General features: G+C 62.9%; 34 protein-coding genes and 2 pseudogenes. 18 read left to right on the plus strand and 18 right to left on the minus strand.

Going from position 1 to position 25,511, the window contains the following annotated elements; translation table 11 throughout:
- From BM228_RS29540 to BM228_RS29555, 4 genes are all read right to left on the minus strand, one after another.
- The coding region (locus BM228_RS29540; RefSeq protein ID WP_139234256.1) for a transposase at window positions 1–301 on the minus strand (301 nt) is incomplete at its 3' end.
- A 133-nt stretch (window positions 302–434) separates the two neighbouring features.
- Window positions 435–2,108 carry a TadE/TadG family type IV pilus assembly protein gene (locus tag BM228_RS29545; RefSeq protein WP_280142362.1) on the minus strand — a complete coding sequence of 558 codons (1,674 nt, stop codon included), beginning with the start codon at window positions 2,106–2,108 and terminating at the stop codon, window positions 435–437.
- A gap of 306 nt (window positions 2,109–2,414) precedes the next feature.
- Window positions 2,415–2,690 (minus strand): hypothetical protein, encoded by a 276-nt coding sequence (locus tag BM228_RS29550; RefSeq protein WP_092046304.1) that lies wholly within the window; start codon window positions 2,688–2,690, stop codon window positions 2,415–2,417.
- A gap of 10 nt (window positions 2,691–2,700) precedes the next feature.
- Window positions 2,701–3,765 (minus strand): site-specific integrase, encoded by a 1,065-nt coding sequence (locus BM228_RS29555; RefSeq protein WP_244537379.1) that lies wholly within the window; start codon window positions 3,763–3,765, stop codon window positions 2,701–2,703.
- A 534-nt stretch (window positions 3,766–4,299) separates the two neighbouring features.
- Between BM228_RS29555 and BM228_RS29560 the strand changes: the two genes are divergently transcribed.
- The 7 genes from BM228_RS29560 to BM228_RS29585 all read left to right on the plus strand — a co-directional run bounded on the left by BM228_RS29560 (window position 4,300) and on the right by BM228_RS29585 (window position 7,415).
- The gene (locus BM228_RS29560) at window positions 4,300–4,485 is read left to right on the plus strand and encodes a hypothetical protein (protein ID WP_092046306.1); all 186 of its coding nucleotides are present in this window, start codon (window positions 4,300–4,302) and stop codon (window positions 4,483–4,485) included.
- 58 nt (window positions 4,486–4,543) lie between these two features.
- Window positions 4,544–5,038 (plus strand): SpoIIAA family protein, encoded by a 495-nt coding sequence (locus BM228_RS29565; protein ID WP_167367862.1) that lies wholly within the window; start codon window positions 4,544–4,546, stop codon window positions 5,036–5,038.
- A 25-nt stretch (window positions 5,039–5,063) separates the two neighbouring features.
- Window positions 5,064–5,246, plus strand: a complete 183-nt coding sequence (locus BM228_RS29570) for a DUF3606 domain-containing protein (protein ID WP_092046309.1) — start codon at window positions 5,064–5,066, stop codon at window positions 5,244–5,246.
- Window positions 5,247–5,697: 451 nt separating this feature from the next.
- On the plus strand, window positions 5,698–5,988 hold the full coding sequence (locus BM228_RS29575; protein WP_092046311.1) for a hypothetical protein: 291 nt from the start codon (window positions 5,698–5,700) through the stop codon (window positions 5,986–5,988).
- A 423-nt stretch (window positions 5,989–6,411) separates the two neighbouring features.
- Window positions 6,412–6,549, plus strand: a complete 138-nt coding sequence (locus BM228_RS34925; RefSeq protein ID WP_167367863.1) for a hypothetical protein — start codon at window positions 6,412–6,414, stop codon at window positions 6,547–6,549.
- Window positions 6,550–6,566: 17 nt separating this feature from the next.
- A complete protein-coding gene (locus tag BM228_RS29580; protein ID WP_244537380.1) occupies window positions 6,567–6,914 on the plus strand; it encodes a hypothetical protein in 348 nt (115 codons plus the stop codon).
- A gap of 333 nt (window positions 6,915–7,247) precedes the next feature.
- Window positions 7,248–7,415 (plus strand): hypothetical protein, encoded by a 168-nt coding sequence (locus BM228_RS29585; protein WP_244537381.1) that lies wholly within the window; start codon window positions 7,248–7,250, stop codon window positions 7,413–7,415.
- Window positions 7,416–7,679: 264 nt separating this feature from the next.
- Here the strand turns inward: BM228_RS29585 and BM228_RS29590 are convergent, their stop codons facing one another.
- The 3 genes from BM228_RS29590 to BM228_RS34930 form a co-directional block, all read right to left on the minus strand.
- Complete coding sequence (locus tag BM228_RS29590; protein WP_092046315.1) at window positions 7,680–9,008, minus strand: Y-family DNA polymerase; 1,329 nt, start codon at window positions 9,006–9,008, stop codon at window positions 7,680–7,682.
- Window positions 9,005–9,457 carry a LexA family protein gene (locus tag BM228_RS29595; RefSeq protein WP_092046317.1) on the minus strand — a complete coding sequence of 151 codons (453 nt, stop codon included), beginning with the start codon at window positions 9,455–9,457 and terminating at the stop codon, window positions 9,005–9,007. The genes BM228_RS29590 and BM228_RS29595 overlap by 4 nt, the downstream gene beginning before the upstream one ends.
- Before the next feature lie 180 nt (window positions 9,458–9,637).
- Window positions 9,638–9,805 carry a hypothetical protein gene (locus BM228_RS34930; RefSeq protein ID WP_167367864.1) on the minus strand — a complete coding sequence of 56 codons (168 nt, stop codon included), beginning with the start codon at window positions 9,803–9,805 and terminating at the stop codon, window positions 9,638–9,640.
- A 130-nt stretch (window positions 9,806–9,935) separates the two neighbouring features.
- Here BM228_RS34930 and BM228_RS29600 point away from each other — a divergent pair, with 130 nt between their 5' ends.
- From BM228_RS29600 to BM228_RS29615, 3 genes are all read left to right on the plus strand, one after another.
- Complete coding sequence (locus BM228_RS29600; RefSeq protein ID WP_139234257.1) at window positions 9,936–10,196, plus strand: hypothetical protein; 261 nt, start codon at window positions 9,936–9,938, stop codon at window positions 10,194–10,196.
- Between the two features lie 389 nt (window positions 10,197–10,585).
- Window positions 10,586–10,762 carry a hypothetical protein gene (locus BM228_RS34935; protein WP_167367865.1) on the plus strand — a complete coding sequence of 59 codons (177 nt, stop codon included), beginning with the start codon at window positions 10,586–10,588 and terminating at the stop codon, window positions 10,760–10,762.
- An 836-nt stretch (window positions 10,763–11,598) separates the two neighbouring features.
- On the plus strand, window positions 11,599–11,994 hold the full coding sequence (locus BM228_RS29615) for a response regulator (RefSeq protein ID WP_092046322.1): 396 nt from the start codon (window positions 11,599–11,601) through the stop codon (window positions 11,992–11,994).
- Window positions 11,995–12,232: 238 nt separating this feature from the next.
- Here the strand turns inward: BM228_RS29615 and BM228_RS29620 are convergent, their stop codons facing one another.
- The 5 genes from BM228_RS29620 to BM228_RS29640 form a co-directional block, all read right to left on the minus strand.
- Window positions 12,233–12,445, minus strand: coding sequence for a hypothetical protein (locus BM228_RS29620; protein WP_092046342.1), 213 nt, complete (start codon window positions 12,443–12,445; stop codon window positions 12,233–12,235).
- Between the two features lie 665 nt (window positions 12,446–13,110).
- A complete protein-coding gene (locus BM228_RS29625; protein ID WP_092046324.1) occupies window positions 13,111–13,542 on the minus strand; it encodes a response regulator in 432 nt (143 codons plus the stop codon).
- Between the two features lie 66 nt (window positions 13,543–13,608).
- Window positions 13,609–14,127: a hypothetical protein gene (locus tag BM228_RS34195; RefSeq protein ID WP_139234258.1), complete on the minus strand. Its 519-nt coding sequence runs from the start codon at window positions 14,125–14,127 to the stop codon at window positions 13,609–13,611.
- Between the two features lie 630 nt (window positions 14,128–14,757).
- Window positions 14,758–15,009, minus strand: coding sequence for a 3',5'-cyclic-nucleotide phosphodiesterase (locus tag BM228_RS29635; RefSeq protein ID WP_092046327.1), 252 nt, complete (start codon window positions 15,007–15,009; stop codon window positions 14,758–14,760).
- 126 nt (window positions 15,010–15,135) lie between these two features.
- Window positions 15,136–15,375, minus strand: a complete 240-nt coding sequence (locus BM228_RS29640; protein ID WP_092046328.1) for a 3',5'-cyclic-nucleotide phosphodiesterase — start codon at window positions 15,373–15,375, stop codon at window positions 15,136–15,138.
- A gap of 220 nt (window positions 15,376–15,595) precedes the next feature.
- Here BM228_RS29640 and BM228_RS29645 point away from each other — a divergent pair, with 220 nt between their 5' ends.
- A complete protein-coding gene (locus tag BM228_RS29645) occupies window positions 15,596–17,014 on the plus strand; it encodes a glycoside hydrolase family protein (RefSeq protein ID WP_244537382.1) in 1,419 nt (472 codons plus the stop codon).
- Between the two features lie 239 nt (window positions 17,015–17,253).
- Here BM228_RS29645 and BM228_RS29650 read toward each other — a convergent pair whose 3' ends face one another.
- Window positions 17,254–17,754 (minus strand): DUF2165 family protein, encoded by a 501-nt coding sequence (locus BM228_RS29650; RefSeq protein ID WP_092046330.1) that lies wholly within the window; start codon window positions 17,752–17,754, stop codon window positions 17,254–17,256.
- A 28-nt stretch (window positions 17,755–17,782) separates the two neighbouring features.
- Here BM228_RS29650 and BM228_RS36035 point away from each other — a divergent pair, with 28 nt between their 5' ends.
- The 3 genes from BM228_RS36035 (at window position 17,783) to BM228_RS29665 (ending at window position 19,475) form a co-directional block, all read left to right on the plus strand.
- Entirely contained in the window at window positions 17,783–18,031 is a 249-nt protein-coding gene (locus tag BM228_RS36035) for a hypothetical protein (protein ID WP_167367866.1), read from the plus strand.
- A gap of 68 nt (window positions 18,032–18,099) precedes the next feature.
- On the plus strand, window positions 18,100–18,297 hold the full coding sequence (locus BM228_RS29660; RefSeq protein ID WP_208612126.1) for a hypothetical protein: 198 nt from the start codon (window positions 18,100–18,102) through the stop codon (window positions 18,295–18,297).
- A 75-nt stretch (window positions 18,298–18,372) separates the two neighbouring features.
- Window positions 18,373–19,475 (plus strand): IS3 family transposase gene (locus tag BM228_RS29665; RefSeq protein WP_092046331.1). Its coding sequence is split into 2 segments (ribosomal slippage): window positions 18,373–18,634 and window positions 18,634–19,475, totalling 1,104 coding nucleotides; the frame shifts between segments, so codons are not numbered across the junction.
- 323 nt (window positions 19,476–19,798) lie between these two features.
- Here the strand turns inward: BM228_RS29665 and BM228_RS29670 are convergent.
- Together BM228_RS29670 and BM228_RS29675 are read right to left on the minus strand one after the other, a co-directional pair.
- Window positions 19,799–20,479, minus strand: coding sequence for a YfdX family protein (locus BM228_RS29670; RefSeq protein ID WP_280142363.1), 681 nt, complete (start codon window positions 20,477–20,479; stop codon window positions 19,799–19,801).
- Between the two features lie 401 nt (window positions 20,480–20,880).
- The gene (locus tag BM228_RS29675) at window positions 20,881–21,159 is read right to left on the minus strand and encodes a hypothetical protein (RefSeq protein WP_092046333.1); all 279 of its coding nucleotides are present in this window, start codon (window positions 21,157–21,159) and stop codon (window positions 20,881–20,883) included.
- Window positions 21,160–21,594: 435 nt separating this feature from the next.
- On the opposite strand from BM228_RS29675, the gene BM228_RS29680 reads away from it, so the two are divergent.
- From BM228_RS29680 to BM228_RS29695, 4 genes are all read left to right on the plus strand, one after another.
- Window positions 21,595–21,852 (plus strand): hypothetical protein, encoded by a 258-nt coding sequence (locus tag BM228_RS29680; protein WP_092046334.1) that lies wholly within the window; start codon window positions 21,595–21,597, stop codon window positions 21,850–21,852.
- Window positions 21,853–22,151: 299 nt separating this feature from the next.
- Complete coding sequence (locus tag BM228_RS29685; RefSeq protein WP_092046336.1) at window positions 22,152–22,406, plus strand: PsiF family protein; 255 nt, start codon at window positions 22,152–22,154, stop codon at window positions 22,404–22,406.
- A 179-nt stretch (window positions 22,407–22,585) separates the two neighbouring features.
- Window positions 22,586–23,098 (plus strand): hypothetical protein, encoded by a 513-nt coding sequence (locus BM228_RS29690; RefSeq protein ID WP_092046337.1) that lies wholly within the window; start codon window positions 22,586–22,588, stop codon window positions 23,096–23,098.
- Between the two features lie 139 nt (window positions 23,099–23,237).
- Window positions 23,238–24,308 (plus strand): hypothetical protein, encoded by a 1,071-nt coding sequence (locus BM228_RS29695; RefSeq protein ID WP_244537384.1) that lies wholly within the window; start codon window positions 23,238–23,240, stop codon window positions 24,306–24,308.
- 34 nt (window positions 24,309–24,342) lie between these two features.
- Here the strand turns inward: BM228_RS29695 and BM228_RS29700 are convergent, their stop codons facing one another.
- The 3 genes and pseudogenes from BM228_RS29700 to BM228_RS34200 all read right to left on the minus strand — a co-directional run.
- The gene (locus tag BM228_RS29700; RefSeq protein ID WP_092046345.1) at window positions 24,343–24,648 is read right to left on the minus strand and encodes a cupredoxin domain-containing protein; all 306 of its coding nucleotides are present in this window, start codon (window positions 24,646–24,648) and stop codon (window positions 24,343–24,345) included.
- Window positions 24,649–24,886: 238 nt separating this feature from the next.
- A pseudogene (locus tag BM228_RS35645) lies at window positions 24,887–25,310 on the minus strand (hypothetical protein).
- 115 nt (window positions 25,311–25,425) lie between these two features.
- Window positions 25,426–25,511: pseudogene (locus BM228_RS34200) on the minus strand (IS5/IS1182 family transposase); the annotation flags it as partial.

Below are 25,511 nucleotides of genomic sequence, written 5' to 3' on the forward strand. Positions count from 1 at the left end.
CTCGGCTCCAGTCGATCTCGCCCGCCCCGTGCAGGCGCTCCAAGAGCACCTGATGCAGGCGGGCCCATACGCCGGCCGCCTGCCAGTCGCGCAGGCGCCGCCAGCAACTCATCCCGCAGCCGCAGCCCATCTCCGCTGGCAGCATCTCCCACGGAACGCCTGAGCGCAGCACGAACAGAATGCCGGTCAACGCAGCTCGGTTCTCGATCGGCCGTCGGACACCTTTTGGACGTGGGCGGGACGGCGGCAGAAGCGGCGCAATCTCGGTCCAGAGATCATCGGGCAGAAGCGGACGAGCCATCACGACCAACGCCCGCCCGCCCAATCCGTGCCCGTTCTGTTAGGCGCTCTTAAGGGCGGACCACTTCAAAGGGGGACGATCACCGGGCGGCCGCGGAAGGTCAAGGAACCTGCTGAAAGGCAAGCACGAAAGTCTACTGTGTCAGCCGCAAGGCACCGATGCTTGCCTGAATCTGCTTGAAGGCGGCGATCAGGTCATCTGATGTGTTGGCGACGAAGAACTGGTTTGATGACGAGGCGCAGCTCTGAAGAAGGCTCAGGCCCTGACTGTCGATTGGGTCGGACGGGATGCTGAAGCCGATCGTGTAAATCGAGATGTTGACCGCCTTGGCGTTCCTGCATGCCTGGGCGGTCAATGCATCAAGGGCATTGCGGGCGCTCAATGCATCCGATATGTTCTGATTTGTTGAAGGCAGCCGTGGGTTGGGCGTCGATCCATCGGCATTCTTAAAATACCCAGCCGCAAAATACATCGATCCATTATAGGCGGCGTAGGGGTTCGTTGCCCAACTGTTTGTGCCATCGGTCATTAGGATGATAATTTTATTGACGGTGCTGGCGTTCGAACTGCTCGAACTAGAAGAATAAGCCGAGCCGTCGGCAAACACGCTGAGCGGCGACAAGGTACGCCAGCCCCACATAAAGCCCTCATGGATGTTGGTTGAACCGAGCGGCGCCATATTACCGATGAGCGTCTTGAGGGTCGTCGTGTTGTTTGTGAGGCGTTGAAGCGGCTGGGTAGTGCACCCGAAATTCGGCCCATTGGGTACACCCGTGTAGGAATTCGATGATGTCGGTGCGGCATTGCGCGGGCTAGTGTATTTGCACGCCCGGCCTTCTGCCGAAGCGAAAGTTGTACTCGACGGGAGATCGGCGCAGGAGCCACTATTATTTGCGTCATCGATATAGCTGTTAAAGCTATAGCTGGTTGTGCCACTTGTGGTGTAGCTGCCGTAGGTGTTGCTGCCATTACCGGGTTCGTCTGGGGCGAGCAGTGGAATGTAAAGTGAGTTGGCGTCGGACGAAGACGGTGCTCCATCCTGCACGTTGAGAGGATAAGGCAACGTCTCCAAGCAGCCGCCCCAACTCCAGCCGGAATAGGCCTTCTGCAATTTCGTGAAAATGTCGAACCGGTTGGTAAAGCCCGATCCGCCTGGGGATAGCACGTTGGTCCAATGATAGGCCGACTTGCCGTACTGATCGATCCAGGTCGCATAGCGATACGTTGTCGGATCGACGGCGACTGCTGCGGCAAAGGGTACGATAGAAATTTTCGTCGCTGACGAGAAGGCAGCGTTGGTATAGACGTAGTTGACAAAATTCGTCGCCGCGGTCTGCACGGCTTGTAGCTTTGATTGGCCGCCGCTCGACTCAGCCATCGAACCGGTGTTGTCGAGGACGAGCGCGATCTCGAAGGTCTTGGGTAGCGGCGTAGCGCATTGCGCAGCGGCACCCGGGTTGATGCGGGTCGTGCCGGTAAACTTGCCGAAAAACACCGTCGAAAGCTTGTGGGTCCTCAAGGTGATCTGACGCGGGTTGCTGGTGATGACCAGCGGGTCGACCACAAGGTTGGCCGCCCCCATGGCACCGGTCATTGCGGTCTGGGCCAACGTGTTCAAGTCGGCAGTGGATGTGGTGAGTGGGGTCTGACAGAGAAGCAGCGCCGTAGCATCAGTCGCGGCCTGCAGCTTGGTCTCTAGCCGGGTCGCAAAGCCGTAATCAACGGCTGCGCCGGTGAACATGAGCATTGGCACACTCAGAAACGCAAATAGAACCGCAACGTTGCCCCCGCAATTCTGAATAAGCACAGCCCTACGTGCTGTGGTACCGCGATTACCAAAGGCGAGTCTTTGGCTGAGATTTGAGGTCAGTCGGAACAAGGTCGAGCCGAGCTTTGAAGTGCGACGGCTCATGAGCGGACGAATTAGTTTACGAAGATCTTGTTTCCTGGTGTGATAACGTTGATTTGATGGTTCAATTGCCTTCTTGATTATTTCAACTTGTGATTGCTAGTTGTATCTATGTACGATCTAAGGCTGTTGCCGTAAAGCAAAGGTTGTTTTCGAAGTATCCTTCACGGTCGATCGCCAACGAGCAGGTTGACCTTGTTTAGCTCACCGCATCGACACGGACCCGCCGATTGGATCAACGGCTTCCACCCAAGGGCGTAACGTGACCGACGGGGCGAGCTGATCGAGAAAGCGGTTGCACGCCCCGGCGAGCGCGTCGCTGGATCCGGTCGGCATGACGGCCTGTAACTCGCGCATCAGCTCTGCCAGCACGACGTCGCGCCCGTTCGCCAAAAAGCGATGGCCATCCTGCTTGCTCACGAGGATAGAAATGACGTTCTCAGCGACGGCACGGATCGCATCTTCCTGATCGGTACGCATCCGCTGTGTCTTACAGAAGCCCGCTCCCGCTGTGATCCTTGAAGGCGTTCGCCCTGCGAATGTAGCCCACGACCGTCTTGGGATCCTTGTGCCGGGACTGGTCAATGATGCGGGTGAGATCCGCCCCGCGTTCGGCCGCGCTGGTGATGTAGCCGGCTCGCAGGGAGTGCGCCCCGAAGGTCGAGGCATCGAGGCCGGCCGCAGTACAGTAGCTATGCAGAATGTTGGCTACGGATCGGTCTGTGAGCCTAGGGTGGCTAACTTGGCCACCCTTAGCCGCGCCCCCTTGAGGCTGGGGAATTTCCCCACCCTTTGGACCAGTGGAAGGATGCGCAACTTGCGCACCCCTAACTCGGCCCGACCGGGACACCGGACGGAATATCGGCCCCTCCGTGATGCTGGCGGCCGCCAGCCATTCCCGCACGAGTGCGACGGGCCGGACGAAGCGGCCGTGAGGGATGGCGACCTTAACGCCCCTGCCCTCCTGGTCCGTCTTGGCCTTGCGGATCAGCACCCGCAGGCCCGCCGGATCCTCGCGCAAGTCCCCGACGTCGAGGGCGACCAGTTCGGACCGGCGGAGCGCGCCCGCGAAGCCGAGCGCAAGCAAGGCCTGGTCTCGCTTGCCGGTGAGGGTATGTGGCGTCTGCGCTAGAACCATCTGAAGGATATCGACGGTGGCGGCGGCCTTCTGGACCGGAGCGACCCCGATCTTGCGGCGCGCGCCCTTCAGGACCGTCCTCACCGCTTCGTCGTCGGTGGGATCCGGGGCCTTGGCCAACCGGTGGGCGTACTTGATCGCTGCGAGACGCCGCCCGATGGTCGAGGCCGCTCGCCCGGCCTCAGCCTCGTCCACGATGAACGCGGCCACGGTTTCGGGTCTAGCAGGTACGGCCTCGAACCCATGCCGGTCGCACCAGGCCTGAAAGACCTTGGCGTCGGCCGTGTAGGCGCGCACCGTCGAGGCGGCCTTGCTCGCGCGCTGGTAGGTCTGGACGAGCGCCATGGCCGCAGCCGGCAACCCGCTGGTGTAGGCGGGCGGCACGGCCGGCAGGGTGTTGGGTGTGTCGTCGGTCATGCGTCTTCGGCAGATGCGGTAGGCCGTACTGATCCGCCTGCTTGTTCAGCAGGTCCCGGACAAGCTCCTTGGGATACCCATTCGCCACCAACTCGTCTCGGATCTTGAGCAGCTTGGCACAGGCATCCTCGGGATAGGTCCGGGCGAACCATTCCAAGCCGCCCTTCATGGACGCGGGTCCGGTCAGCGGCCAGGCAGGCGGCTAGGCATCGCTTGCCTCCCCAGTCTCCGACAGCGGGTAGTGGCCAGCATCACAGCCACGGCCGGTGCCCAACGCTGCCGCGAACATTTCGCCGATGATCTGGTCGGCCCAGTCGTTCGGGAGATCCATGTACCAGCTAGCGTGCCGACGAGCCCACACCAAGCCCGACCGTCCTCAAACTCTAGGGCCGGGCACGGGCCTTCTTTGCCGGCGCCGGTTTAGGCGATTGAGTGTAAAGAGGATGAAGCGCGCCCCGGTATGATGGTCTCGGTGAGCGGGGCTGTCGAGATGTCTAGGTTGTCGAGCCCTACGCACGCCGGTACAGCGCGCCCATGTCCGACAAGCTCACCGCCCTCCTCGAACGCCTCAAGTCCCATCAGCGCGATCTCATCCTGGCGATGGCCGAGCACGACGGGATGCCTGCCGGAAGCGCCCTCCGGCAAGTCGCCGAACTGGAGAACGTGATCGCCGCCGTCGAGGCCGTGGCGGATGAAGAGCGGGGTCGGGCGCGGGGATAGGCGGGACTGCACCTGAGCGCCACCCTCACTCAAAGCGATGACCCAGGCGACCTCGACCATGGGTGCCGACGATGACCTTCAGGATCAAACCCAAGCGACGCGCTGTTTCCGACCATCACGCGTAGAGATGGCGATGGAGCCCTTCATGAACTCAGCACCTGACGGATCGGTGATCCAGCGCGATGCGCCGCGCGCCGATCTCCTGGCCTTCGAGATCAAGGACAGGATCACGAAGCCCGACATCGAATGGATGTCCTCGATCGCGGACGAGGCGATGAATGCCCACGGCACGATCGACATGTTGTTGATCATGTCGAACTACGAGGGCTCGGACCTTGGGGCGAGGTTCGACGGCTACGCCAGCACGGTGATGGCCCGCTCGATCGCGCACATCCGAAACTACGTCGTGGTTGGCGCACCGTTGTTCGCCCGCGCCATGATTACGCTGTCCGGGACGGTCATACCGATCGAGACCAAGACGTTCGATCTCGCCGACGAGGCTGCGGCCTGGGCGTACCTCGCAGAGGCTGGACCGGCTACCGCGCAATCCTGAGCGGGCTGATTGGAGATCGAGGCGAATGGCTGGTCTGAAGGACAAGCGCGGCTTCATCGACAAAGATCGCCTCGACCTTTCCGAGCGGAAGGCCGTGGAATTTTGGATGAAGCGCTGGGGCGTGACACGCGATCAGTTGGTGACCGCCCACCGCAAAGTCGGGCTGATGACCAAAGACATCGCCGCGGAGTTAGGGAAAAAGCGATGATGGCCTCACCATTTACCATCTTGGTGCGACCACCGCATACCTGAAGGACGAGAACGCCGAGTTGTGTGGGTTGACGTGGATGTCAGGCTTGGCGAGCACGAGATCGTTGAAGGTCAGTTAACGCGCGCCTGGCGGTCGCTACCGATGGTGGCCGCCGGTGGCGCGCGATAATCCTACAACGTCGCTGCGGCCCCGTTGGACATGCGAGGCCGAACGGCAGGCGGACCGAGCCCATGTCCCTGGCGGCTCGGTCCGCGCCTTCAGATCATCGTCGGCATTGTCGCTTGGTGGAGCGGGCCTTCCAGCAGAGCTTCAATAACGACCCACGTCCACCCTGACCTCGGCCGTCGATCGGGCGACTGCACTGGGCAGCCCCGGTGGATGCGGCTCCGCGCAACAACAGCGCGCGACGCCGTCTGCACGTCATTGAGGTCGGGTGATGCGTGGAACCATGAAGATTGCCGGCACAGCCGCCCTGGCCGCACTTGTCCTATGTGGCGCCCAGCCAGCAGCCCAGGCTCGTGACGGTATCGGGGTCGGCGGTACTGCAGCGCTTGGCGTCCTTGGCGGCGCCGTTGCCGGCACTGCGATTGCCTCAGCCAACAACGGATACTACCCAGGCCGCCCGGTCGACGTCGCCCCGCCCCCCGCCTATTTCGAAGAGGTCTGCCACATCGAGCGGCGCGGTTTCATCGATCCCTACGGGGTCGAGCACATCCGCCGCGTTCGGGTCTGCGAATAGACCACCCAAACCGGCCCTTGCTATCCCTGGCGGACGCTCCTAGCCTCTACGTCTCGGCGCGCATCGCATGCGGTGCCGACTCCGGAGAGGAGGTCAGCCATGAGACATCACGGCACCAACCCCCGAACATCGCGCATCGCCGATGCGGACCAGGACAGTCCACCCAACCACAACCAGCAGGGGTAGTGGCTCTTCGAGCGGCAGTGGGCTGACCGGATCAAAGAGTGTGGACCCTGCAGAAACCCGCCGCCTCAGGCCGGCGGGTTTTTTCATGAGCTTACGCTGGCATCACGCCTAGGCGAAGGACGTGGCGTAAGTCACAGCCGCTCGAATTCTGCACCTGGTGTGCTTCCAGCGCGGCAGCCGGCGCCAGCCATAACAGCTAAGGTTGGGCACTCCTTGAGACGCCTAATGACCCTTCCCGTGCCCACCCTTCGCCGCTGTATTCTCGTCGGCCTGATGCTCATCAGCCTCGTTGCCTTGGCGGACGGTATAGCCCGGGTGCAGCTCGCGAACGCTGTGGCAGGCTTCCAGGGCTCAACCGCCGACGTGGCGGGCTGATCCGGCGGCTGTCGCCCGTGCGCTCCCTTATATCCGCCCTCGCCCTCGCCCTCGCTCTCGTAAGCGCTGGGCCCGCCTCGGCCCTGACGGCCGAGCCAGCCGACCTACCGGCGCTGGAGCGGGCCTGGCACGGTTGCGTGCGCGAGGCGTACGATCGGCAGCACGAGCGTGGCAGCCGGGCTGGACGAGAGCGCAACGCCCTGGACGAATGCAAGCCCCACGAGGACACCTACGTGACCGCGCTGATGGCGACCCGCCCAGACGATGCCGACATGCCTATGAACGGCTGGGCACGGACGTGGGCGGGGTACGTGGCCTTCGTGGGCGATCCGGTCAAAGCCTGGATAGAGGCGCTGCGGCGCTGATCTGCACTACCATCGCTGGGCGCACCTCGCAGCAATTTTGCACGACCACACTCCACGACTTCTCCAGCTTTCGCGGCGACCGCACGCATCGCTTTTTCGTTTTCGTGCGTTTCTCTTTGCGATCGCTCAGACCTGAGCGGCTTAGATGAGGAAGCGGAGGCGGCAATGCTACGCGGCGGCTTGCTATGGCTGATCGGAATACCGCTGCCTATCATCTTATTGCTATGGTTATTTGGTGTGTTTCAATAAACGAGGGTGCGTACGGGCATGTCCTATACAGTCGAAATCACGATTGCCGAGCCTGCTTCAACCGATGAGGAGGTAGAGACGCGCATGTACCAATTGCCCGATCCCTACGAGACGGTAGCAAACGCTAAGGAGGCGGCTGCCGCGCATATCGCCAGCCTCGATCTGGAGCCGGCAGTAGTAATCTACAGCGTGTTCGATCGCGAAGGCTTCACGGTGGCTTCGAGTGTCGAGGAGTTGGCCGAGGCCGGGTAACGACACCCTGGACCTGTGACTTCGGCGGCCCCGATCAGGCCTGGGCACAAAAAAGGCCCCCCCCCGAAGGAGCGGCCCGAAGTCTTGGGAGGAAACGCCCTTGGGAGGGCTGCAGGACCGCGACGCCATCGCCGTCCCACTGCATCGACCTATGCACCTGCAGTGCCGCGAACAACCGCCCATAGGTTGTGGCCCGCGCATAAGTGGTGCTGCTTCTCCTCTCAAGTGCGCTTGAACACTATGGCTTGGTACGGCCTGCCATCATCAGGCGTGCGCCACCGGCAGCTCGCCCACCTGGGTGGTGTAGCGCGGCGTGCGCATCTCGAACTTGGTGTTCCACCCCCGCTTGGCCACCAGCCCCGCGCGGGCCGGCACAACAGATCCTCGGCCCCAACGTGCGTTGCAGGCGTCCATCGCCGCCATCAGCGGCCCTGAACGCTCCCGATCCATGGCGCCGATCAAGGCCCGCGGGCTGTGCGACAGCGGCACCAGGTCGTTGGTGATGATGCCGGCCTTCGAGTACCGCCACGGCCGCTGCCCGGGCTCGCGCCAAGTCTTGGCCACGCCCAGCTGCGCCGCCTTGATCAGCGTCAGGGTGTCGTTGGTGTGCTCGGGTAGGGTGACGGTGGTGGACACCGAGCGCATCGGGGCATCCCGGTCGTGCTCGCTGGTGTGGTAGAAGATGGACACGTGGTTGGTGGCCAGCCCCTCCCGCCGCAGCTTCTCGCCCAGCCTGGTGGCATGTGCGGCCACCGCCTCTTCAAGCACCGCCCGTTCGGTGATGCGGCGGCTGAACGACCGCGTGACCGCGCAGCCCTTCCGCCGGGCTGGCACCATCTCCAACGGCAGACACGCCAGCCCGCGCAGCTCGTGGATGATACGCTCGCCGACGACCGTCAGGCCCTTGCGCACTGGTCGTGGGTCGAGGTCGCGCAGGTCTGCGACGCTCTCGACGCCCATGGCCTCCAACTTCGCCAGCGAGGCTCGGCCGATGCCCCAGACCTCGGCCACGTCGATCCGGCAGAGCCAGTGCGCGTAGGCAGTCGGGTCAGTTAGATCGCACACGCCCTGCAGGTCGGGCACGGTTTTGGCGATGTGGTTGGCGAGTTTCGCGAGGGTCTTGGTTGGACCGATGCCGACGCAGGTCGGGATACCGGTCCAGGCCCGCACGGTGGCGCGCAGATCTCGTGCGAGCTCCATCCGCAGGTTGGGCGCGACGTCCGAGAGGTTCAAGAAACTCTCGTCGATGGAGTAGATCTCCACCTGCGGGCTGAACTGCCGGTAGACCGCGTTGGTGCGGCTGCTCATGTCGCCGTAGAGCGTGTAGTTCGAGGAGAACACCCGCACGCCCTGTCGCCGGCACATCTCGCGAATTTTGAAGTAGGGATCACCCATCTTGATGCCGAGTGCCTTGGCCTCACTGGTCCGGGCGATGGCGCAGCCGTCGTTGTTCGAGAGCACGATCACCGGCACCGCGGCGAGCCGCGGGTCGAACACGCGCTCGCACGAGCAGTAGAAGCTGTTGCCGTCGATCAGGGCCACGGCGCGGCCGCCGCCGATGCGGTCGCGTTGGCGCGGGGCCGGCACACTCACGATAGCTGCCCGCGGGCGACGTGCCAGCGGATCGAGAAGCGGACCACGCCCCAGATCACGCCCTCGCCGAGTTCGTCGACCGCTAAGGCTGGCAAGGCCGGATTGCAGAACGCCAGCCGGGCGACGTTGCCGTCGATCACAAGGCGCTTGCAGCTCATCTGCCCATCGATCGCCGCCACCACCACGCTACCATGGGACGGCTTGAGGCTGCGGTCGACGCAGGCGAGATCCCGATCGTAGATCCCGGCCCCCTCCATGGACGATCCGGAGATGCGCCACAGGAACGTGGCGGGCGGGTTCGGCACGAGCCAGCGCGGCAGCTCTAGCGCGCCCTCCAGGAAGTCGTCGGCTGGGCTGGGGAAGCCAGCGCATAGGGCCTGCCCGATCAGCGGGACCCGCACGGCGTCGGGACTTTGGATCAACAGCTCGTCGACCCGATTGAGATGCACTTGCCGCTCCGCCGCATAAGAACAAATGCGAACAGACCCGATGCGAGGTCTCGGTTCAACGGATGATCGCAAAGGGCACGAATTGGCGGTGAAGCGCTGTGGATGGCGCCGAAGAAACAGAATGATGTCAGTTACTTCTGGCTACCGATCGCTGCGAACGCGCCCGCCCCGAGGCCGTCGTCAGGGCGTCGGCGGCCGTATCACCACGACCGCGGGCGGGCTGACGATCCACTTCGGCGCTGTCGTCTGACGCGACAGGTCCGGCTGCGGGAGCGTGTGGTGCGTCGCATAGACGACATCCGGGCCGAACCGAACCAGCACGATCAGGGCGATGAGGGCTGTGCGCATGGTGGGTCAACGACCGGGACCGGCGAGTGCTCCCATCAGTCACTCCTCTTGCCGAACCCCTACGCCGACGCCCTGCGTGAGCCACCGCAATCTGATGGCCTGAACTGGGTTGTCCGACTACGCTGACAGGATGAGTAACGTCGTCTCCTTCCCGAAGGGCCGCGCTTCAGGTCGCGACGCTGAGCAAACCGTGGTCGTCACGATTACCGACCGGGATGGCTCAACGCTCGTCTTGATCCCGGTCGTCCCGCCGGAGGAAGACGCCGTTCTGATCATGCCCACTGACCCAGTCGAGATCGCGTTCGCCCGGGCGGCGCTTCAGAACGCGCTTCGGCAGCTCGATGCTTCCGGTACCGATCCTGACATGGGGGCGGAGTACACGCCGGCCTAACCGCAGGCCCTGAAAGCTACCCTCACCGCGTGATCCTGTAGCCGCACTCGAACAAATTACCGGGTGTCCCGCAGCACATCGATCCGCGGAGCTTGAGCATAGATCTCTCTCAACGACGGCAGCCGCCGCCCTTTCAGTAGAGATCGTCATGTCTCTCTCATCTCGCGTCGTCCTACTTAGCGGGGTTGTCGTCCCGGCTCGTGCCTTCCTCGTCGTCACGTATGTCGCCCTCGTCAGCCTCGCCCTGCCGATGCACTTCGCCTGACCCCTGAGCTGCACCTTCATCAAGGTCGCCCTGCCCATGCGGCATGCTGACCGATTGAGGTAGCGCTTGAACGTCGAGAACGCCGCTACGCTTGATCGCTCAACATATGTGGGAGGGTAGGGTGATGAAGCTGTTCCAGATCCGTCAGGGCGCGACAGGCACGATCCTCTGGACTGGCTCGGCCGCCGACCCGATCGCCGCCCTCGACGCCATGGCCCACGAGGCCGGGTACTACGATCACGCCGACATCCCGGATCACCTGCGGGCGGGTGGCCTGCACGCGGAAGAGATCCGGGTTTGAGACCAACGCCCCGGCAGTAGCTGCTGGGCTCGCCAGCGTAGAGGCTGGCGAAGCGTCGGTGCACAGCACCGTGATCGGCCTGGGTTGGCGGCAACGCATCGTTAACCATGGCAGCTCACCCTTGCCGCAGCAGCGAAGCGGCGAGGATCCTATGGCAGCTTCACCTTGGCCAACGGCGGCGTTCCTGGCGCGATACCCGGTGCCGATCGGACTGATTTCGTCCCTCTACCGCGCAGACGATGGTGAGCGCGACCGCTTGCTGTCCACTATGCCCGAGTATGGGCGGGCCCGGCTGGCCGCCTACTGCGCTGAGACCGAGCGGCTGCAGCCCCTCGGCCTGCGCGTTGCGTCTACCTGCGCGGAGGCGAGCCTCGTTCGGGCGGCCGGTGCCACGATCGGCGCCAGTCTCTTTGCTCGCTCTCGGATCGACGTAGCGGCAGCGCACTGAACGCGACATGCCGGCTGACGGAGAGCAAACCTGCGAAGTGAAGGTCGAGGGGGCGTAGCAGGCCGTTACCTTGACGGAGGCACGCACGGTCTATGGGGTGGCTTCCAGGCGCTGCCCGTCCTGCCATGGCCAGGTGAACATCGCCGGGAACTACACCCTCGGTGGTGGCTACAAGCTAGAGCATCGGCGCAGCCATCCTGGTTGCCCGCTGACGCCTGCCGCGTACTCCAGCACGCCATCGCGCCACCCGCAGGCGATGGGGTGACGCACGGCCGGGTCTGGGATTTTTGGGCGCGTTGGCCGTTCCAATCGAAGCCCACGCCTCCAATCACGAGGCGCAATCGAGGCCAGCTGCGTTAGTGCGGCACCGGTTGTGTGGAGATCCTGAATGGCCGACGCCTTTGCGCCGCAGCTCGCCGTGCTGGTTGTCGAGGACAACCCCGTGCAGCTCATGGAGGCGGCCGCCGCCTTACGTGATGCTGGCTACGAGGTGGCCGAGGCTGCGACCATCGAGGCCGCTCAGGCCCATCTGGCGGCCCGGCCCGAACTCGTGGCCATGATCGCAGACGTGGATCTCGCTGGTGAGCCCCTCAGCGGTTTTACCCTGGCCAAGGCTGTCGCGGCACGTTGGCCCGAACTCGCTATCCTGATCGTATCGGGGGTGGAGTGGCCGGGGGCTGAGCAGATGCCCATGGGCGCTCGCTTCCTGCGTAAGCCCTTCGCGCCTGAGGGGCTCGCCGAAGCCCTTCGAACCGTTCTGGCGGCGCGGGGGATCGGCTCGTAAGCCGACCACCCACGCCAAGCGCAAGCTCAGTCCGTCAAGACGGCAATCAGCGAGAACGATGTGGCGAGCACGAACGTGCCTGCCACGAGGGATGAGATAAGCAACATGTGGGGATCTTGGGGTGCCGATACGGCTGTGTTCTCCCAATGTCCAATGACCATGCGTGGTTGCGATCCAGCTGTGCATATCCGCTCAGCGTTCGTGGCCCCTTATCGAATGTGACTGCAGTGCAGGCCGTTTAAGCGGTGCTATTGCCCTCGGCATCGTTGTCGCCGACCTCCAGGAGCCAGTCTGGCAGGATTGGGACGACCTCTCCAGCCACCTCGCCGGCGCTCTGTAGCGCCCTTTCCGCTTGGGCCTCGGACGTCTCCCCGCGAACCTCGGCGAAGAGCTTGCGGGCTAGCTGGTCGAGTTCCTGGTCGGATAGCTTCCTGTCTGGCTCGATCTGCATAGCGACCTGCCTCCCGCTGGCCGGCTCGGCCCCGCCGCCCGATCCGATCACGGGCTGGCGGGGCTCGGCACCGTTCCTCTCGGCGATGGGGCCGGGTACGCGACGTGGCCCATGGCGCACAGTGGTCCAGGACAGTTATCGGAGACAGAACGGCTACGCTTGAGACGATCCCGGAACGGGAATGCCGGTCGGCAACGCCAATCAATCTCGAACGCCCGCGCCAGACCACCCGTCCAAGAAATGGTGCCCCGTGGAGTAGATCAAGGACGCTCGAACTGTACGGCGGCCTCTAGGTCCTCGCATAAGGGGACATAGGCGCACCAGCCGCATACGCCCCTATCGGCCGCCTTTGGGGAATTCCACTGCGAGCAGGTCGGGCAGACCTTCATCACGATGCGGGTGCCGTGGACGAGCGCCAGTCCACGGCCACCGAAGGTGGTCGGGCCTTGAGGAAATTTTTCAACATAGGTGTTCCCTGCGTACTACCGCAGGTTGATGTCAATGAGCGTTCAAGGCTTACAGCCCTGCTGAATCAGCGTGGCTGTCCCGTAAGGACGGTCGTGAGGTAACTGAATTGGCAGACACCCCGTGTGCCCCCGCGTTAACTACGCTCGCCTTGGTAGGATCTTATGCCTCAAACCGATTTGATCACGGGCTGGCGGGGTCTACAGCTGCGTTGTTGCGGTCTGACTGGCTGCCAGCGCCGATGATTGGTCGCTGGGCCAAACGTCCTCAATGACCTTGCGCAGAGCCGCGGGCATGAAGGGCTTGATCAGGCAGGCGTTCACCCCCGCACGCCGTGCGGCCGTGAAGGCATGAGCCTGCTCCTTTGTGGTCATCATCACGAAGAGAGTTTCGCGCAGGCGCCGATCTTCCCGCACGGTGCGCAGCAGTTCGAGGCCCGACATCGGGAACATGTTCCAGTCCGAGATCACGAGGCCGTAGGGACGCTCATTCAACATGGCGAGCGCAGCTGCCCCATCCGGGGCCTCATGCACGTCGTGAACTTCGATCTGTTTGAGCACGGCACGCACGACAGCGCGGATCATCGCGACGTCGTCGACCACGAGTACCGGCAGCTGGCGCAAATCAGGCATGGTCGTTCGAGGCATCGTTGTTTTTGATCTCGGTCTGGGAAGCAACGGGTGGCTTAGATCGCCTCTTCATGCCGCCGCTTGATCAGGGAGAGCCGTCAAATCTGCGAACTCAGACAGGATCGTGTCCTGAACACGGGTCAGCCAGCCTTCCGCGTGGCGAGCATGCTGTTCCGCCGCGCGGGCACGCTCGTCGGCCGCCTTTGCCCAACCTTCGGCGGCCGTGACCCGGACCTCCGCACAAAGTTGAGCCTCATGCGCCATCGCTTCGGCTCTATGCGCTCGCTCGTCAGAGGCGATGATGCCATCGCGTGCCTGCTGCAGGGCCTTCTCGAAACGGGCTTCCTGTTCGCGAGCTTGCGCCTTCACCTCGCGCGCTTGACGCGCGGCAACCCGCACAAGATCGATCAGCCCACTCCAATCCTTCGGGGCCGTCTGCGGGATCGACGGATGCGTCGGACCGTCCGTCGACGAGACGATAGGAAGAAGGTTGCTCAGATCGGTTCGAGACGCGGCTAGCGACTCATTTCCGGCCGGGTCGACCGGTGAAGCATATGCGGTTCTTAGGAAACGCTGCAATTCGTCCACGGAAAACGCCCTACCGCCCACGATCCAATTAGCAGACTAGGATGGTAAAAGGATCGTTAAAGATTGGCTCAACAATTATTGAGTTGAACAAGGGGCATAAGCTGAGCCTCGCTTGATCTGGTACCTCATCCGCCAAAGTGCCGATCATCATCGCCTCTGCGATCGGCCCCCGATACCATCTGCTCCGTCCGCTCCGTGCCGATCGAGCTCGCGCCGGAAAAGGGATCGTCTACGAGGCGTTGAGATGAACACTCCAGCCCCGGATTGGCCTCGTTTCCGCCGGGCTTGGCCACCATCGCCGAACTTCGGCGGACTCAACTTAGGAGGGGCTCATGGCTGGCCGTGACTTCCATTTTGACCAGAACCCGTCCCGGGGAAGCTGGCGCCGGCAGCGCGAAGGGTCTGCATCAGGGCGTTCAGCTGCGCGATCGTGACCGCTGGCTCGCCGGGGCTGCTTTCAGCCCGCTCTACAACGCTCACAGGCACCTTAGCATGCCGGGCCAGATCTCTGGGTGCCCAGCGGATAGAGAGCCGTGCTGCGAGGAGCTGCGGGCCTGTGATCACCCTCAGCTGCTCCTATGACCGAGCGGCCGCAGCACCGGCCTCTTTCTCACGAGCGCGTGGGAGGACCTACTTGCCGCCACCACCCTTGTAGGCCGTGATCGCGCGCCGGCAGTTCTCCGAGATCTTGTCCATGTTCTTCTTGAAGCAGGCGTCCATCTCCGGGCTGTCCGGATCATCGCCACTACAGAAGGTGACCGCATCGCCCGAGCAATAGGTCTTCAGGTCCTTGTTGCCACGCTTTGAGGCGGAGGCGTCAGGAGCGGCGAGGGCAGGGGTCGCTACAGCGATGAGGGCAAAGGCGAGGAGGAAGACGCGCATATTGGATACCTGCTGAAGGAATTGGTCGGTGCGCTAACGGCTTAGCTCGGCGATCTATCCCTTCCGCTGACGGGGCCGAGGCTCGCCTCTCCGCAGCATTCGGGCTGTGGCCGAGCGGTCGAGTGGCTATTTGCCGCCGGCCTTCTCGTAGGCGTCGATGGCGCGACGGCAGTTTGGGGACATCCGGCTCATATTCTTCTTGAAGCAGGAGTCCATTTGCGGACTGTTCGGATCGATGCCGGCGCAGAACGTGAGGGCGTCACCCGCACAGTTGGTCTGCAGGTCCGCGTTGCCGCGGTTGGGCGCCTGCGCTGAGGCAGGGGCGGCAAGGGCGATGGCGCTGACGGCGAGGATGAGGCTGCGCATACTTGGTCCCTGACCTGAGCAATTCGTCGAGGCCTAACGAACCTGGAGCCAGTTTTATCCCTTCCACCCCACGAGCTGAGGCCACGCTCCGCTATCGCTCGCGTCCCGGAAGATCCGCAGCCCCCACTGTCCATGGGCTTTGGCAAGCCGTTTTGTCAGTGGCCGCCAACGCTCTATCCCGTTCAGGGAGCCGAACCGCGGCAAAGGGATGATCGTGAAATTGAAGCTGCTCGCCCAAGTTCTTGCCGGTGCCGCAAGCGCCGTGTCGGTCGTGTCGCCGTCGGCGCAGGGTGGCTGGAAAGGGCCGGAGGCTCAGGCTCTCTTCGTCAACGAAGCGAACCCGAAAGGCTACAACTACGCCCCAAGCGTCATCACCGAGAACGGGCAGACCGATATCTGGTGGTGCGGACAGGGCACGACCGACGTCATCTTCCACCGCTCATACAATCCAGAGACGGGGTTCTCACCGGCGCAGATTGTCTTTCAACCCACGCCGGGATCTTGGAACCGTCAGTACGTCTGCGATCCGAGCGTGATCAAGGGCAGCTTCACCAACCCAGCGAATGGACAGCGGTACAGCTATGCCATGTACTACTCGGGAGCCGATAATCAGCCCGGCAACAACAATCAAACTGGGCTGGCCTTCTCGAACGACAAAGTGACCTGGGTCGATTATCCCACACCCGTCATCTCATCGCTCAACCCGGCCGTCGCGCAAGGCAATTACGGCACCGGGCAACCGGCGACCGTCAATGTCGATGGCCGTTCCAGCCTGTACGTCTTCACAACGGACCTGACCGGGCCGCAGGGCATCAGTGGCTTCGGCGACCTCTACGTCCGCCGCACGGCCGATGGCGTGCATTTTGAGCCGCCGGTGCGGATACCGAACGTGGCCACGGACGGCACGACCATCAACCCTAACTCGGATTTCGGCTACGACGCGTCCACGGGCAACGTCTACGTCATCACCGGCCTGCCCGGTCGCAGCTGTCAGCAGGTAGCCTGCAAGGATCCAGCCCGCAATCCGGACCGCGAGACCTATCAGATGGGTCTCTTCAAGATGCCGATGAAAGCCCTTCTGAGTGGAAGCCCTGCCAAGTGGTCACCAGTCGGCTATCTGAACTCCGACGTCACAGGCTTCTACCTGAACCACAGCCCCGGCTTCCAGCGTGACCCCTTCGGCCAAATCACGCCATTCTTGCCAAACGTCACCGTCTTCTTCTCGGGCGGGGACCCGTATCCCGGCACGTGGCGGATCGCGACGGCGACTGAAACGAGCACGTCCGACCGGATACCCCTGAGACGGTCGCTCGGACCCAGTGGCCATTGGGTCACAACGGGTTACGTCGCGCCCGGCTACGCCTTCGAGGCCAATGTCGGCTCACTGTTCCTCCTTCCGAAGCCCGGCACCTCCAAGCTTATGAGCTGTGTTGCCGAGACCGATCATTTCCTCAGCCGCGACACGGATTGCGAGGGCCATACGCCTCTGGGGCAGACCGGCTATATCTACGATGCCCATCAGCCAGGTAGCCACGCGATCTTCCGCTGTAACGCTGGTGGTCACGATCACTTTGTGTCAGTCGAAACCAGATGCGAAGGGCAATTAACTGAGGGCACCCTCGGCTACGCCCTTGACTAAGCCTATAATGCGCAACAGATCTACTCGGAACCCACCCGCAATGCGCCGAGTGGACATGCGACGGTCCCTAGCCAACCCAAAATTACTTTGAGCACGGCGGCACCTAGCCGTCGTAGTTCAGGATTAAGCCTTCCGGAACGGGATCCCGGCTCCGCCGCCGTTCTCGGTGATGAACTCCAGGCCGGCGGCCTTCGATTGCGGGTAATGGTGGGTGAGACCCTGGCTCAACCGGCAGGTCCTCATCCTTCTACGTCTCGCTCAGGCGTCACTAGGTAAATTAATGCGCCGAGCACGATCATAGTGAACCGGAACGCGGCCTCTTGGCCATTCCACGTCTTCGACATCCACATAGCGAACCATTCGCCGCCGATACCTAAGAATCCGGCCTGCCAGACCAAAAAGCCGATGCTGACCCCTGCAATGGCGAAGGCTTTGGCCTGTACAAATCGTGTGGCCGGAGCCCTCAAGCGCGCAAGCATCAGTATAACGCTAAGCCATAGCAGCAGTGCGGTCAGCGCCTCACCTGTCACGATAACCGCGAAGGCTGCCTTCTGCAGCGTGGGGTTGGTGATCGCTCGATTGAGGATCGGAGCTCCGGACTCGATCGTGTCCATCGAGAGCACATGCTGCACGAAGCTGTAGTTTTCCGACGGGTTGACGATGTTGTCGAGAACGGCGAGGGCGCACGTCAAGGCTACGCCAGCAACGATCACGATCTTGGACAGGCGGATGACAACCATCGCACAGGTCTCCGCAAAATAATTAATTTTGATCCTTCCGCCGCAACTTCACGCCTGGCTCGCCGCCGTTGGTGAACTCAACACCAGCAGCTTCGAGGGCGCGCTTGATCGCTTCGGCATTAGCCGCCGTGATCCCCAACGGACCGTCCTGAAGTTCGGCCCGGCGCACCGTCGCGACACCGATACGGGAAGCGTCTGCAACCTCTTGAGCCGTCCAGCGCAGAAAGGCGCGAGCCGCTCGCAATTGACCTCCTGTGATTTTCAAAATATCACCTGATCGCCAGTTGACCACTCATTGACGGCGTGATATTCAAACTATCACACGGCCACTGAGCGATCAACGCCATGCCCCACCGCACCGTCTCTTGGAACACCCTCTCACGCAGCCTGCACGACAGCCGGCCGCAGATCCCCGCTGGCCTGCTCAGCGCCCGCGCCCAGATCCAGGGTTTCGCCCGCTTCCAGCGCCGCCCCCTCGTTGTCGCCGGCAAGTTCGACCGCTCCGCGATCATGGCCGCCGCTTCGGTCGCCGCGACCAACTGACCCTGACCCAGCAAACTGGTCCGCGTCGAGCGCAAGTTTTTCGGGCATCCTGAACCCTGAAGGAGGGTGGATGCCATGCCTCGCAAGCGCTTTACGAACGAGCAGATCGCCTTCGCCCTGCGGCAGGCAGAGAATGGTGCGACGGTGGACGAGGTCTGCCGGAAGATGGGGGTGTCCGTGCCGACCTTTTATCGCTGGAAGAAGCAGTTCGTCGGCATGGGCGTGCCGGAGATTCGGCGGCTCAAGCAGCTGGAGGACGAGAACGGCAAGCTCGAGCGGCTGGTCGCCGATCTGACGCTGGACCGCTCCATGCTGCAGGACGTCCTCAAGCGAAAGTGGTGAGGCCCGCCGTTCGCCGCGAGGTCGCCGGCCACCTGCAGGTGGCCTACGACATCAGCGAGCGTCGGGCCTGTCAGGCCACCGGCTTCGGCCGTTCGTCCCAGCGTTACAGGAAGCGATCCGACCCGCAGGTCGCGCTACGGATGCGGTTGAAGGAGCTCGCTGCCGCGCGGGTGCGCTACGGGTACCGGCGGCTGCACATCCTGTTGCTACAGGAGGGATGGGCCGTGAACCACAAGCGAACCTACCGGATCTACCGCGACGAGGGGCTGTCGATCCGGCCCAAGCTGCCCAAGCGCAAACGGGCCTGGCGCTACCAACAAGGGCGGCCCGCGATCGGCGGACCCAACGAGGTCTGGGCGATGGACTTCGTATCCGACCGCATCTTCGACGGACGTCCGTTCCGGATCCTGACGGTCGTCGATTGCCACACGCGAGAGGCGCTCTCACTCACACCGAGAGCCAACTTCCGCGCCTACCAAGTGGCCGAGGCGCTCGACGCCTTGGTCAAGCTGAGGGGGCGGCCCAAGAGCCTGCGGGTCGACAATGGGCCGGAGTTCGCCGGCCGCATGCTCGACCAGTGGGCCTACCTGAACGGGGTCGAGATCGACTTCTCCCGACCGGGCAAGCCGACCGACAATGCCTACATCGAGTCGTTCAACGGCCGCCTGCGAGCGGAATGTCTGATCGCCTCGTGGTTCCTGTCTCTGGCTGATGCCCGTGAACGCATCGAGGAATGGAGGTGCCACTACAACGAAGATCGACCCCACACGGTTCTGGGCGGCTTGGCGCTCCGAGCCTTCGCCGACCAAGCTGTCACAGCCCGAGAACTTGCATAGGCCGTGGATCACAAACGGGGTCAACTCCAGGCCAACCGTGCACTAACTTAAACCTTGGACCACCCTGTGGGGCCGACCAGTCCTACCGCTGCGTCCGCGGCGGAACGTCAGATCCTGAAATCATCATCAAACTTAACCCTTTCTAGCGCTCTCAAAGCATCATCTCTGCAAGCTCTACCCATAGGCACGCGAGGATGTCGGGTACGCTTATCATCGCGTCGCCTCGGCCGACTCAGTGCTCCTTGACCTGATGGGGCGTGGCCAATCTGCAGCAGAGGCCCAAAGTTACCTGACGCCGGTCTTTTGACGTGAGGCAACTGAGGTCAGCGCGCGGACTTGGCCGTGCCGCTCGTTGTCGCGCCTGTCTCCGGCTTGCCGGTGGTCGCAGTCTTGTCTGCCTTCGGCACCTCCGTCGCCTCGATCACGTCGAAACGGACTCCGTCCTCGACCTGCTTCAAAGCCGCGTTGGCCTCGTAGTACTTACCGTCGGCGATCAGCTTGGCGGCGTTGTCGACGCCCTGCGTGGTCTTGACCAGTGGCACCACCGCCATCGTGAAATCGACGTCGACGCCAGCGAGCTTCAGCCGGTCGGCTGCGCCTTTTCTGTCACCCTGCTTCAGGTGCTGGTTGGCTTCGTCGACTGCCTTCGACTGATCTTTATTGCGAGCGACGAAATCGTCGGCAAGCACGAGCTGTGCATCGACCGGGAGCCACGTCACCGCCTCCTTGGAGTTCGCCGACGTGCGGGTGGCAGGCTTACTCGCATCTGCCTGCTTGCTGGGTTCAACCTGCCCCTTGGCCGTGCCGTCGTTGCCGGCCATAGTCGCAGCCGTGTCCATGCCAGCGGGCGGCTTCAGATCGGCCTCCGCCTTGGTGAAAGCCGTGGAGTCGGTCTTGGCCTTCTCCAGGGCGGACTGAGCGTGGCTTACGAACATCCGCGCCTGGTCTGGCTTGGCCTCGTAGATTGCCAAGCGCGCAAGGTGGACATCGCGGTAGGCGTCGATCCCGTCGTTGGAGAGCTTCCCGGCGTCGGCGTCAGCTTACTTTTGCTGACCACTCATCGCAGGCGCAGCCTGCGTGGTTTGGTCTGCAGCTACAGCTACACCGGCGAGCAGGGTTGAGGCTGCAAGCGCAGCAGCAAACGTCTTTAGCCTGGCCATGATCGTATGTCCTTAGAGCTTTCTAAGACTCGCCGGCGGCCAACTATGGTCGTCTTCCACGCGATCTTGAAAGTATCCTGACAATGGCAGTTTTGACGACGATGTTGCATGAAACATCTGTCATCTTGTGGTAAGGGTTCGGCGATCGGTTTGTGCAGGACAAGGACCGCCAACGTTGACTTAATCGTGCCGCCCAACCGACATGCGCGGCCTAGCCCGATCTGCCCAAAGATACATGGCAGGCCTCACGGACCTAGGCCGCCCCCGTTTTTTCGCACGGGCTGCGCCGGAGTGGGACGCTCGACTTGCGATCGAGCCTCGATCCGATGCGTTATCCGCCCCACGCCGAGCCGGGCGTGCAGCTTTGCCGTCACGCCGGCCATGGCCAGCAGCCCAAACGCCAAAGCGAAGACCGACAGGGTGTCCTTGATTGCGTCGTCGTACTGCCGTCCGGCGTGGATGATCAGCCATCCCACTCCAATGAACACGGCTGCGCAGATCAGCGGGATCGTCAGGTCGGGCATCGGGCCATTAACGACCTAAACCGTGGCTCAGTTCGGCGGATGCGACCCAGTCGCTCCGAGGCCGTCCCTCGCCCCCCTTACCGTTGACCCAACCATGCCGCCCGGCCGACATGCCGTGTCCGGCGGGCATCGCGTTCGTAGCACGCCAATAATTGGCAGACTGCGGCACCGTCGACGGTGCGCCGACAAACGGCGGGCGACGCTGACCGATTAGGCAGGTCGAGAATCTGCGCGGGTCGTGGAGCCGGCCGAGCTATGCGGTGACGGTCTGCGGACGTTCGACAGAACGGACGTCGTATTTTGATCCAGGTGAATTTGTCAGGACGCCCTTACAACTAGGCATGGGGTGACGTGAAAGCTTCGGTTGGCTCCGCCCCTAGGCTCTTGCCCCCTCGTCGAGGTTGGCGGCGCCTATCCGCATCCGGGAGATTTCGCATGACGATTGACGTCGCCTCAACGCCTCCGGCGTTCTGGGATACGGTGGCCGAGCATGTCGCTGCCCAAGTCACGCCCGCCATTAAGCTGGGACCGCACTCTCGCGGACCGATCATCACCTACCTGCGTGATCTGGAATGCGCGGCACGCCACGAGTGTGAAAGCCGTCAGGCCATCCAGATCATTGCGTCAGGCCGCCACCTGCTGGGCGACCAGTCCAGTGTCGAACCGGGGGAGGGTCCGTTCTCACGCACCTGAACATGGGCCGAAAGAAGGCGTGTCAGTGGAACTGAGCCGGCGGAAACCTGAAACAACAGGATAGACAGCGCTTAACGTCGATGGTTCAGACGATTTTCACGCTTGGGTTGTGACCCGCGACAGCGGCGGCGCTCTCGCGGTTGCGAGTAAGCCTCGCGCCAGGCGCAACTTCTGGGGGTTCGAAGCCGAGGACCCGTCGAGCGCGATAGTATGGATCAAGTGACAAATCACTGATCCGTGTGTGGTGGAACGCAGGTTATCGTGAAGCTGTTTTAGGCGGCTTACAGGAGCATTCCATCATGAAGCTCACCCTCGCCGTTTCGTTGGTCGCGAGCAGCCTTTTCCTCGTCGCTCCTGCCAATGCGCAAGGGGCGACGAACACACCTGGCATGGTGCCCGGCGCAGCTGCCTCCGCACCGGCGATGAAGTCCGATGCACCCAAGGTGGACCGCACGGCCAAGTCGAAAGAATGCTCGGCAGAGGCCGATAAGCAGGGTCTGCATGGCAAGGCGCGCAAGGCCTTCCGGAACAAGTGCAAGCATGGGCAGACCTGAAGGCCTGCTGGGCACCCTATGGCTCCAAGCTGGTCCGCCTGATGCGGCGAGCGTTGTGAGAGACTCTCTACAACAGGCGCACGCGGACCAGTTCCCTGCGTCCCACCCGTGAAGCCTTGGCCGAGCAGTCGCTTGAGGGTCGGCGTGGCGGGGGAACTGGACACCGCAGGCGCCGGCCCATGGCCCGGATCCTCTGGGAATTGGCTGCGTTGTCCGCCCTTTCGCCCAGCAGGGCAGTTGAGGCTCAGCGCCTCCCGAACATCCGACAGCTCGACGCCCTCATGCCCTCGATCGTATCGCGGCTTAGCCTGCTTCTCATGCTCCTGCCGCCCAGCCTGGCTGAGGCCGAAACGGCCCCTCTGAATGTACCGATCCTGATGCACGGGTCGATCGGCGACGATGCCTGTCCGGAGAAGGGGCGTGTGATCGAAATTGGGGTCGAGCCGGAGAGCTTCTTGGCGGTGCAGAGCGGGCCTGGAGAAGCCCCGTTCCGCGAGATCGATCGCCTGCACAACGGCGACATGGTCGTCGTCTGCGAGAAGCTCGGATTGTGGTTGGGAGTCGTCTACGGATCAGCGTCGCTGGGTTGCCAGACTACGATCCTCGTGCCCATTGAGCAGGCGTGTACCGGGCCCTGTGACCATGTTTGGGTCTTGGCCCGGAACGTGAGCATCAGCAAAGATCAAAATTAGCGCCAGATGCTCAGGCAATAAGCACCATGACTGCTATTAACCATCGCGTAATATTCGTTAATAAGTCGTTGACACGATACCGCTGTTTGTTAGGAAATACGTAGGCGGGTCGGTGCCCGCTACGTCTTTCGAGGTCATCATGGCTCGGGTCTCGGCGCTCAGGCTCACGCGTCGCCTGGGTACGCGCGCTCTGGCAAGCCTCGCAGCCCCACCCTTGGCCCTCCTCGCCGGTACGAGCTCCGCCAGCGCTCACGTGAAATGGTTCTGCGCCTACGACGTCGCCGGGCAGCCGCGTGGCCTTGAGCAGGTGCTGTGCGCTGACTTCGAGTGGCTCGCCGGTCTGGCCATCCTGTGCCTGATGTTCGGGTGCCTGGCCGAGGGCTCGCCGCTGGGCGGCGCCCTCATGAACGCATTGGATCGCGTAACCACCCGGATCCGCACTGACACCGAGCTGCTGGTCCGGGCCACGCTGGGCTTCTTCTTCGTCTCGCTGTGGGGGATGGGTGGCATCATCCTCACCCCCGAACTCAAGACCGACGTCGCCTGGATCCCGTGGTTCCAGCTCGGGCTGGCCGCCTGCCTGATCTGGCGCCGGACGATGCCGATCACGGGAGCCGGGATCGTCTTCCTGTTCAGCTTCGCCACCGCGCAGTACGGCGTTTTCCATCTCGCCGACTATCCGGTGTTCCTCGGTGTGGCCGTCTACCTGATCTGCCAGGGCTTGGGCTTGAAGCCCTTTGACATCCGCCCGCTCGACATCGTGCGTTGGACCGCCGCCGTCACGCTGATGTGGGCCTCGGTAGAGAAGTGGGCCTATCCGCAGTGGACTGATCCGCTGCTGGCTGCCAAGCCGCAGATGACCATGGGCGCGACCCCTGAGCTGTTCATGCAGGCCGCAGGCGTCATCGAATTCACCCTGGCCTTCGCACTGATCTGGACGCCTCTGGTGCGCCGTACCTCGGCGATTATTCTGGGCGCGATCTTCGTCTCGGCGGTGTTCGAGTTCGGCAAGGTCGACGCGATCGGCCACTCCGGCATCATCGTCGTGCTGCTCGGTATCGCCGCCGACGATGCGCGGGCCGCGGTGCGGATGCGCGATGCAGCATGGGCACCGGCCTACTACGGCGGCGCGCTCGCGATCTTCCTGGCGCTGTACTACGTCGGTCACGAGGCCCTGTACGAAGGTTTCGCCGGCCTGCCGGTGATCTGAGGCCCCTGATAGACGAATCTCGGCGGCGGCCATCCTACTCGACGTGGAGGGTAAGCTTCATCTTCGGGTGGATACCGCACTCGATCACGAAGTCGCCGGGCTCTTTCAGCGTCAGCGTAGCCTGCTTGCCCGGCTCCTGGTCGCCAGCGTCGAACGCGAACCGATCGGCCTCGATGAAGGCGTGATGGATCGCACCGTCGTCCCCGTTGACCAGGACGATAGTGTCACCCCGGTGCAGGAACAGGTCGGTGGGGGCGTATTGCCGGCCCTTCTGCAGCACGACGCGGACGACGTTGGCAAGATCGGCTTGGGCCGGTCCGAGCGCGAGTAACCCTGCCATGAGCGCGATAGGCGTGCCGATGAGAAACGTGCGACCTAGATTGCATATCGGCACGGATACAACCTGAGTAAGTAAGCTCGTGGAATAGGCCTAGCATTATATAGCTAGGAACCGCCTAACAAAGATCAATATATCCGTCTTAAGTATTCTCGTGCCTCCCAACCAATTTGTGAAGTGTTCGCAACTTGCGCGTTGATCACAACGAATTTTTAAGCCTGGGCAATCTCAGAACGATGCCTCAAGCGTAGGGACCACCAAATAGATCGCCCATCGCCTTCCGCCGGAACAGCGTACGCTTGCGCCGTCTCTGATGCTCCGGCCGGTCGTGGATCATGTGGCGGCGCTGGCAGAAGGCTGCGAGGTTGGCGTCCGTTGTTGGCCGTGTCGTGATCTCGGTGGGCTGCTGCGAGCACGACATAGGTCCGGCGGGCGCGGCCGAGGATGTCGGTACCTGACCTCATCCGGATCCGGCGCCCCCATCCATCGCGCCAGGGGCTGGCCTCAGCGTCCCGCCAGCGGCCTTCGCCGAGGTGGTAGACCATCTGCCCGTGCGGTCGCCCGCAGCTCTCGCAGCGTCCCTGCGCCCGGCCAAAGCGGATCGCCATCGACAGCTCACGCCAGTCGATCGGGTAGAAGAAGCGGTGCTCGGGCCGGATCGGCATAGTGTGAAGCGGGCTTGGGTGAGATGCACCACCTTGTCGTGAGATACGTGGTCAGGCCTGTATCCCATTGGCCACAGGCCCCATCAACCTTGCTGCATGATGCAACTAAGAGTGCCTAACAGAACCGTCTGATCTGGTTGAGGGTGACGAGGCTTGCGGCGAGGCTGGTGAAGGCCTCGTAGATGTCGCTGCGCCGCTCGT

It is taken from the genome of Methylobacterium pseudosasicola, from assembly GCF_900114535.1.
Taxonomy (GTDB): domain Bacteria; phylum Pseudomonadota; class Alphaproteobacteria; order Rhizobiales; family Beijerinckiaceae; genus Methylobacterium; species Methylobacterium pseudosasicola.

Excerpts from the sequence above, each read along its gene's own strand:
- BM228_RS29600 (WP_139234257.1), top strand. The coding sequence starts at position 9,936 with ATGAGTAACGTCGTCTCCTTCCCGAAGGGCCGCGCTTCAGGTCGCGAC.
- BM228_RS29555 (WP_244537379.1), bottom strand. The coding sequence starts at position 3,765 with ATGACCGACGACACACCCAACACCCTGCCGGCCGTGCCGCCCGCCTAC.
- BM228_RS29615 (WP_092046322.1), top strand. The coding sequence starts at position 11,599 with ATGGCCGACGCCTTTGCGCCGCAGCTCGCCGTGCTGGTTGTCGAGGAC.
- BM228_RS29680 (WP_092046334.1), top strand. The coding sequence starts at position 21,595 with ATGACGATTGACGTCGCCTCAACGCCTCCGGCGTTCTGGGATACGGTG.
- BM228_RS29560 (WP_092046306.1), top strand. The coding sequence starts at position 4,300 with ATGTCCGACAAGCTCACCGCCCTCCTCGAACGCCTCAAGTCCCATCAG.
- BM228_RS34930 (WP_167367864.1), bottom strand. The coding sequence starts at position 9,805 with ATGCGCACAGCCCTCATCGCCCTGATCGTGCTGGTTCGGTTCGGCCCG.
- BM228_RS29570 (WP_092046309.1), top strand. The coding sequence starts at position 5,064 with ATGGCTGGTCTGAAGGACAAGCGCGGCTTCATCGACAAAGATCGCCTC.
- BM228_RS29575 (WP_092046311.1), top strand. The coding sequence starts at position 5,698 with ATGAAGATTGCCGGCACAGCCGCCCTGGCCGCACTTGTCCTATGTGGC.
- BM228_RS29660 (WP_208612126.1), top strand. The coding sequence starts at position 18,100 with ATGCCCCACCGCACCGTCTCTTGGAACACCCTCTCACGCAGCCTGCAC.
- BM228_RS29700 (WP_092046345.1), bottom strand. The coding sequence starts at position 24,648 with ATGGCAGGGTTACTCGCGCTCGGACCGGCCCAAGCCGATCTTGCCAAC.
- BM228_RS29685 (WP_092046336.1), top strand. The coding sequence starts at position 22,152 with ATGAAGCTCACCCTCGCCGTTTCGTTGGTCGCGAGCAGCCTTTTCCTC.
- BM228_RS29585 (WP_244537381.1), top strand. The coding sequence starts at position 7,248 with ATGTACCAATTGCCCGATCCCTACGAGACGGTAGCAAACGCTAAGGAG.
- BM228_RS29675 (WP_092046333.1), bottom strand. The coding sequence starts at position 21,159 with ATGCCCGACCTGACGATCCCGCTGATCTGCGCAGCCGTGTTCATTGGA.
- BM228_RS29650 (WP_092046330.1), bottom strand. The coding sequence starts at position 17,754 with ATGGTTGTCATCCGCCTGTCCAAGATCGTGATCGTTGCTGGCGTAGCC.
- BM228_RS29690 (WP_092046337.1), top strand. The coding sequence starts at position 22,586 with ATGGCCCGGATCCTCTGGGAATTGGCTGCGTTGTCCGCCCTTTCGCCC.
- BM228_RS29695 (WP_244537384.1), top strand. The coding sequence starts at position 23,238 with ATGGCTCGGGTCTCGGCGCTCAGGCTCACGCGTCGCCTGGGTACGCGC.
- BM228_RS29635 (WP_092046327.1), bottom strand. The coding sequence starts at position 15,009 with ATGCGCGTCTTCCTCCTCGCCTTTGCCCTCATCGCTGTAGCGACCCCT.
- BM228_RS29565 (WP_167367862.1), top strand. The coding sequence starts at position 4,544 with ATGGGTGCCGACGATGACCTTCAGGATCAAACCCAAGCGACGCGCTGT.
- BM228_RS29620 (WP_092046342.1), bottom strand. The coding sequence starts at position 12,445 with ATGCAGATCGAGCCAGACAGGAAGCTATCCGACCAGGAACTCGACCAG.
- BM228_RS29550 (WP_092046304.1), bottom strand. The coding sequence starts at position 2,690 with ATGCGTACCGATCAGGAAGATGCGATCCGTGCCGTCGCTGAGAACGTC.
- BM228_RS29625 (WP_092046324.1), bottom strand. The coding sequence starts at position 13,542 with ATGCCTGATTTGCGCCAGCTGCCGGTACTCGTGGTCGACGACGTCGCG.
- BM228_RS34935 (WP_167367865.1), top strand. The coding sequence starts at position 10,586 with ATGAAGCTGTTCCAGATCCGTCAGGGCGCGACAGGCACGATCCTCTGG.
- BM228_RS29640 (WP_092046328.1), bottom strand. The coding sequence starts at position 15,375 with ATGCGCAGCCTCATCCTCGCCGTCAGCGCCATCGCCCTTGCCGCCCCT.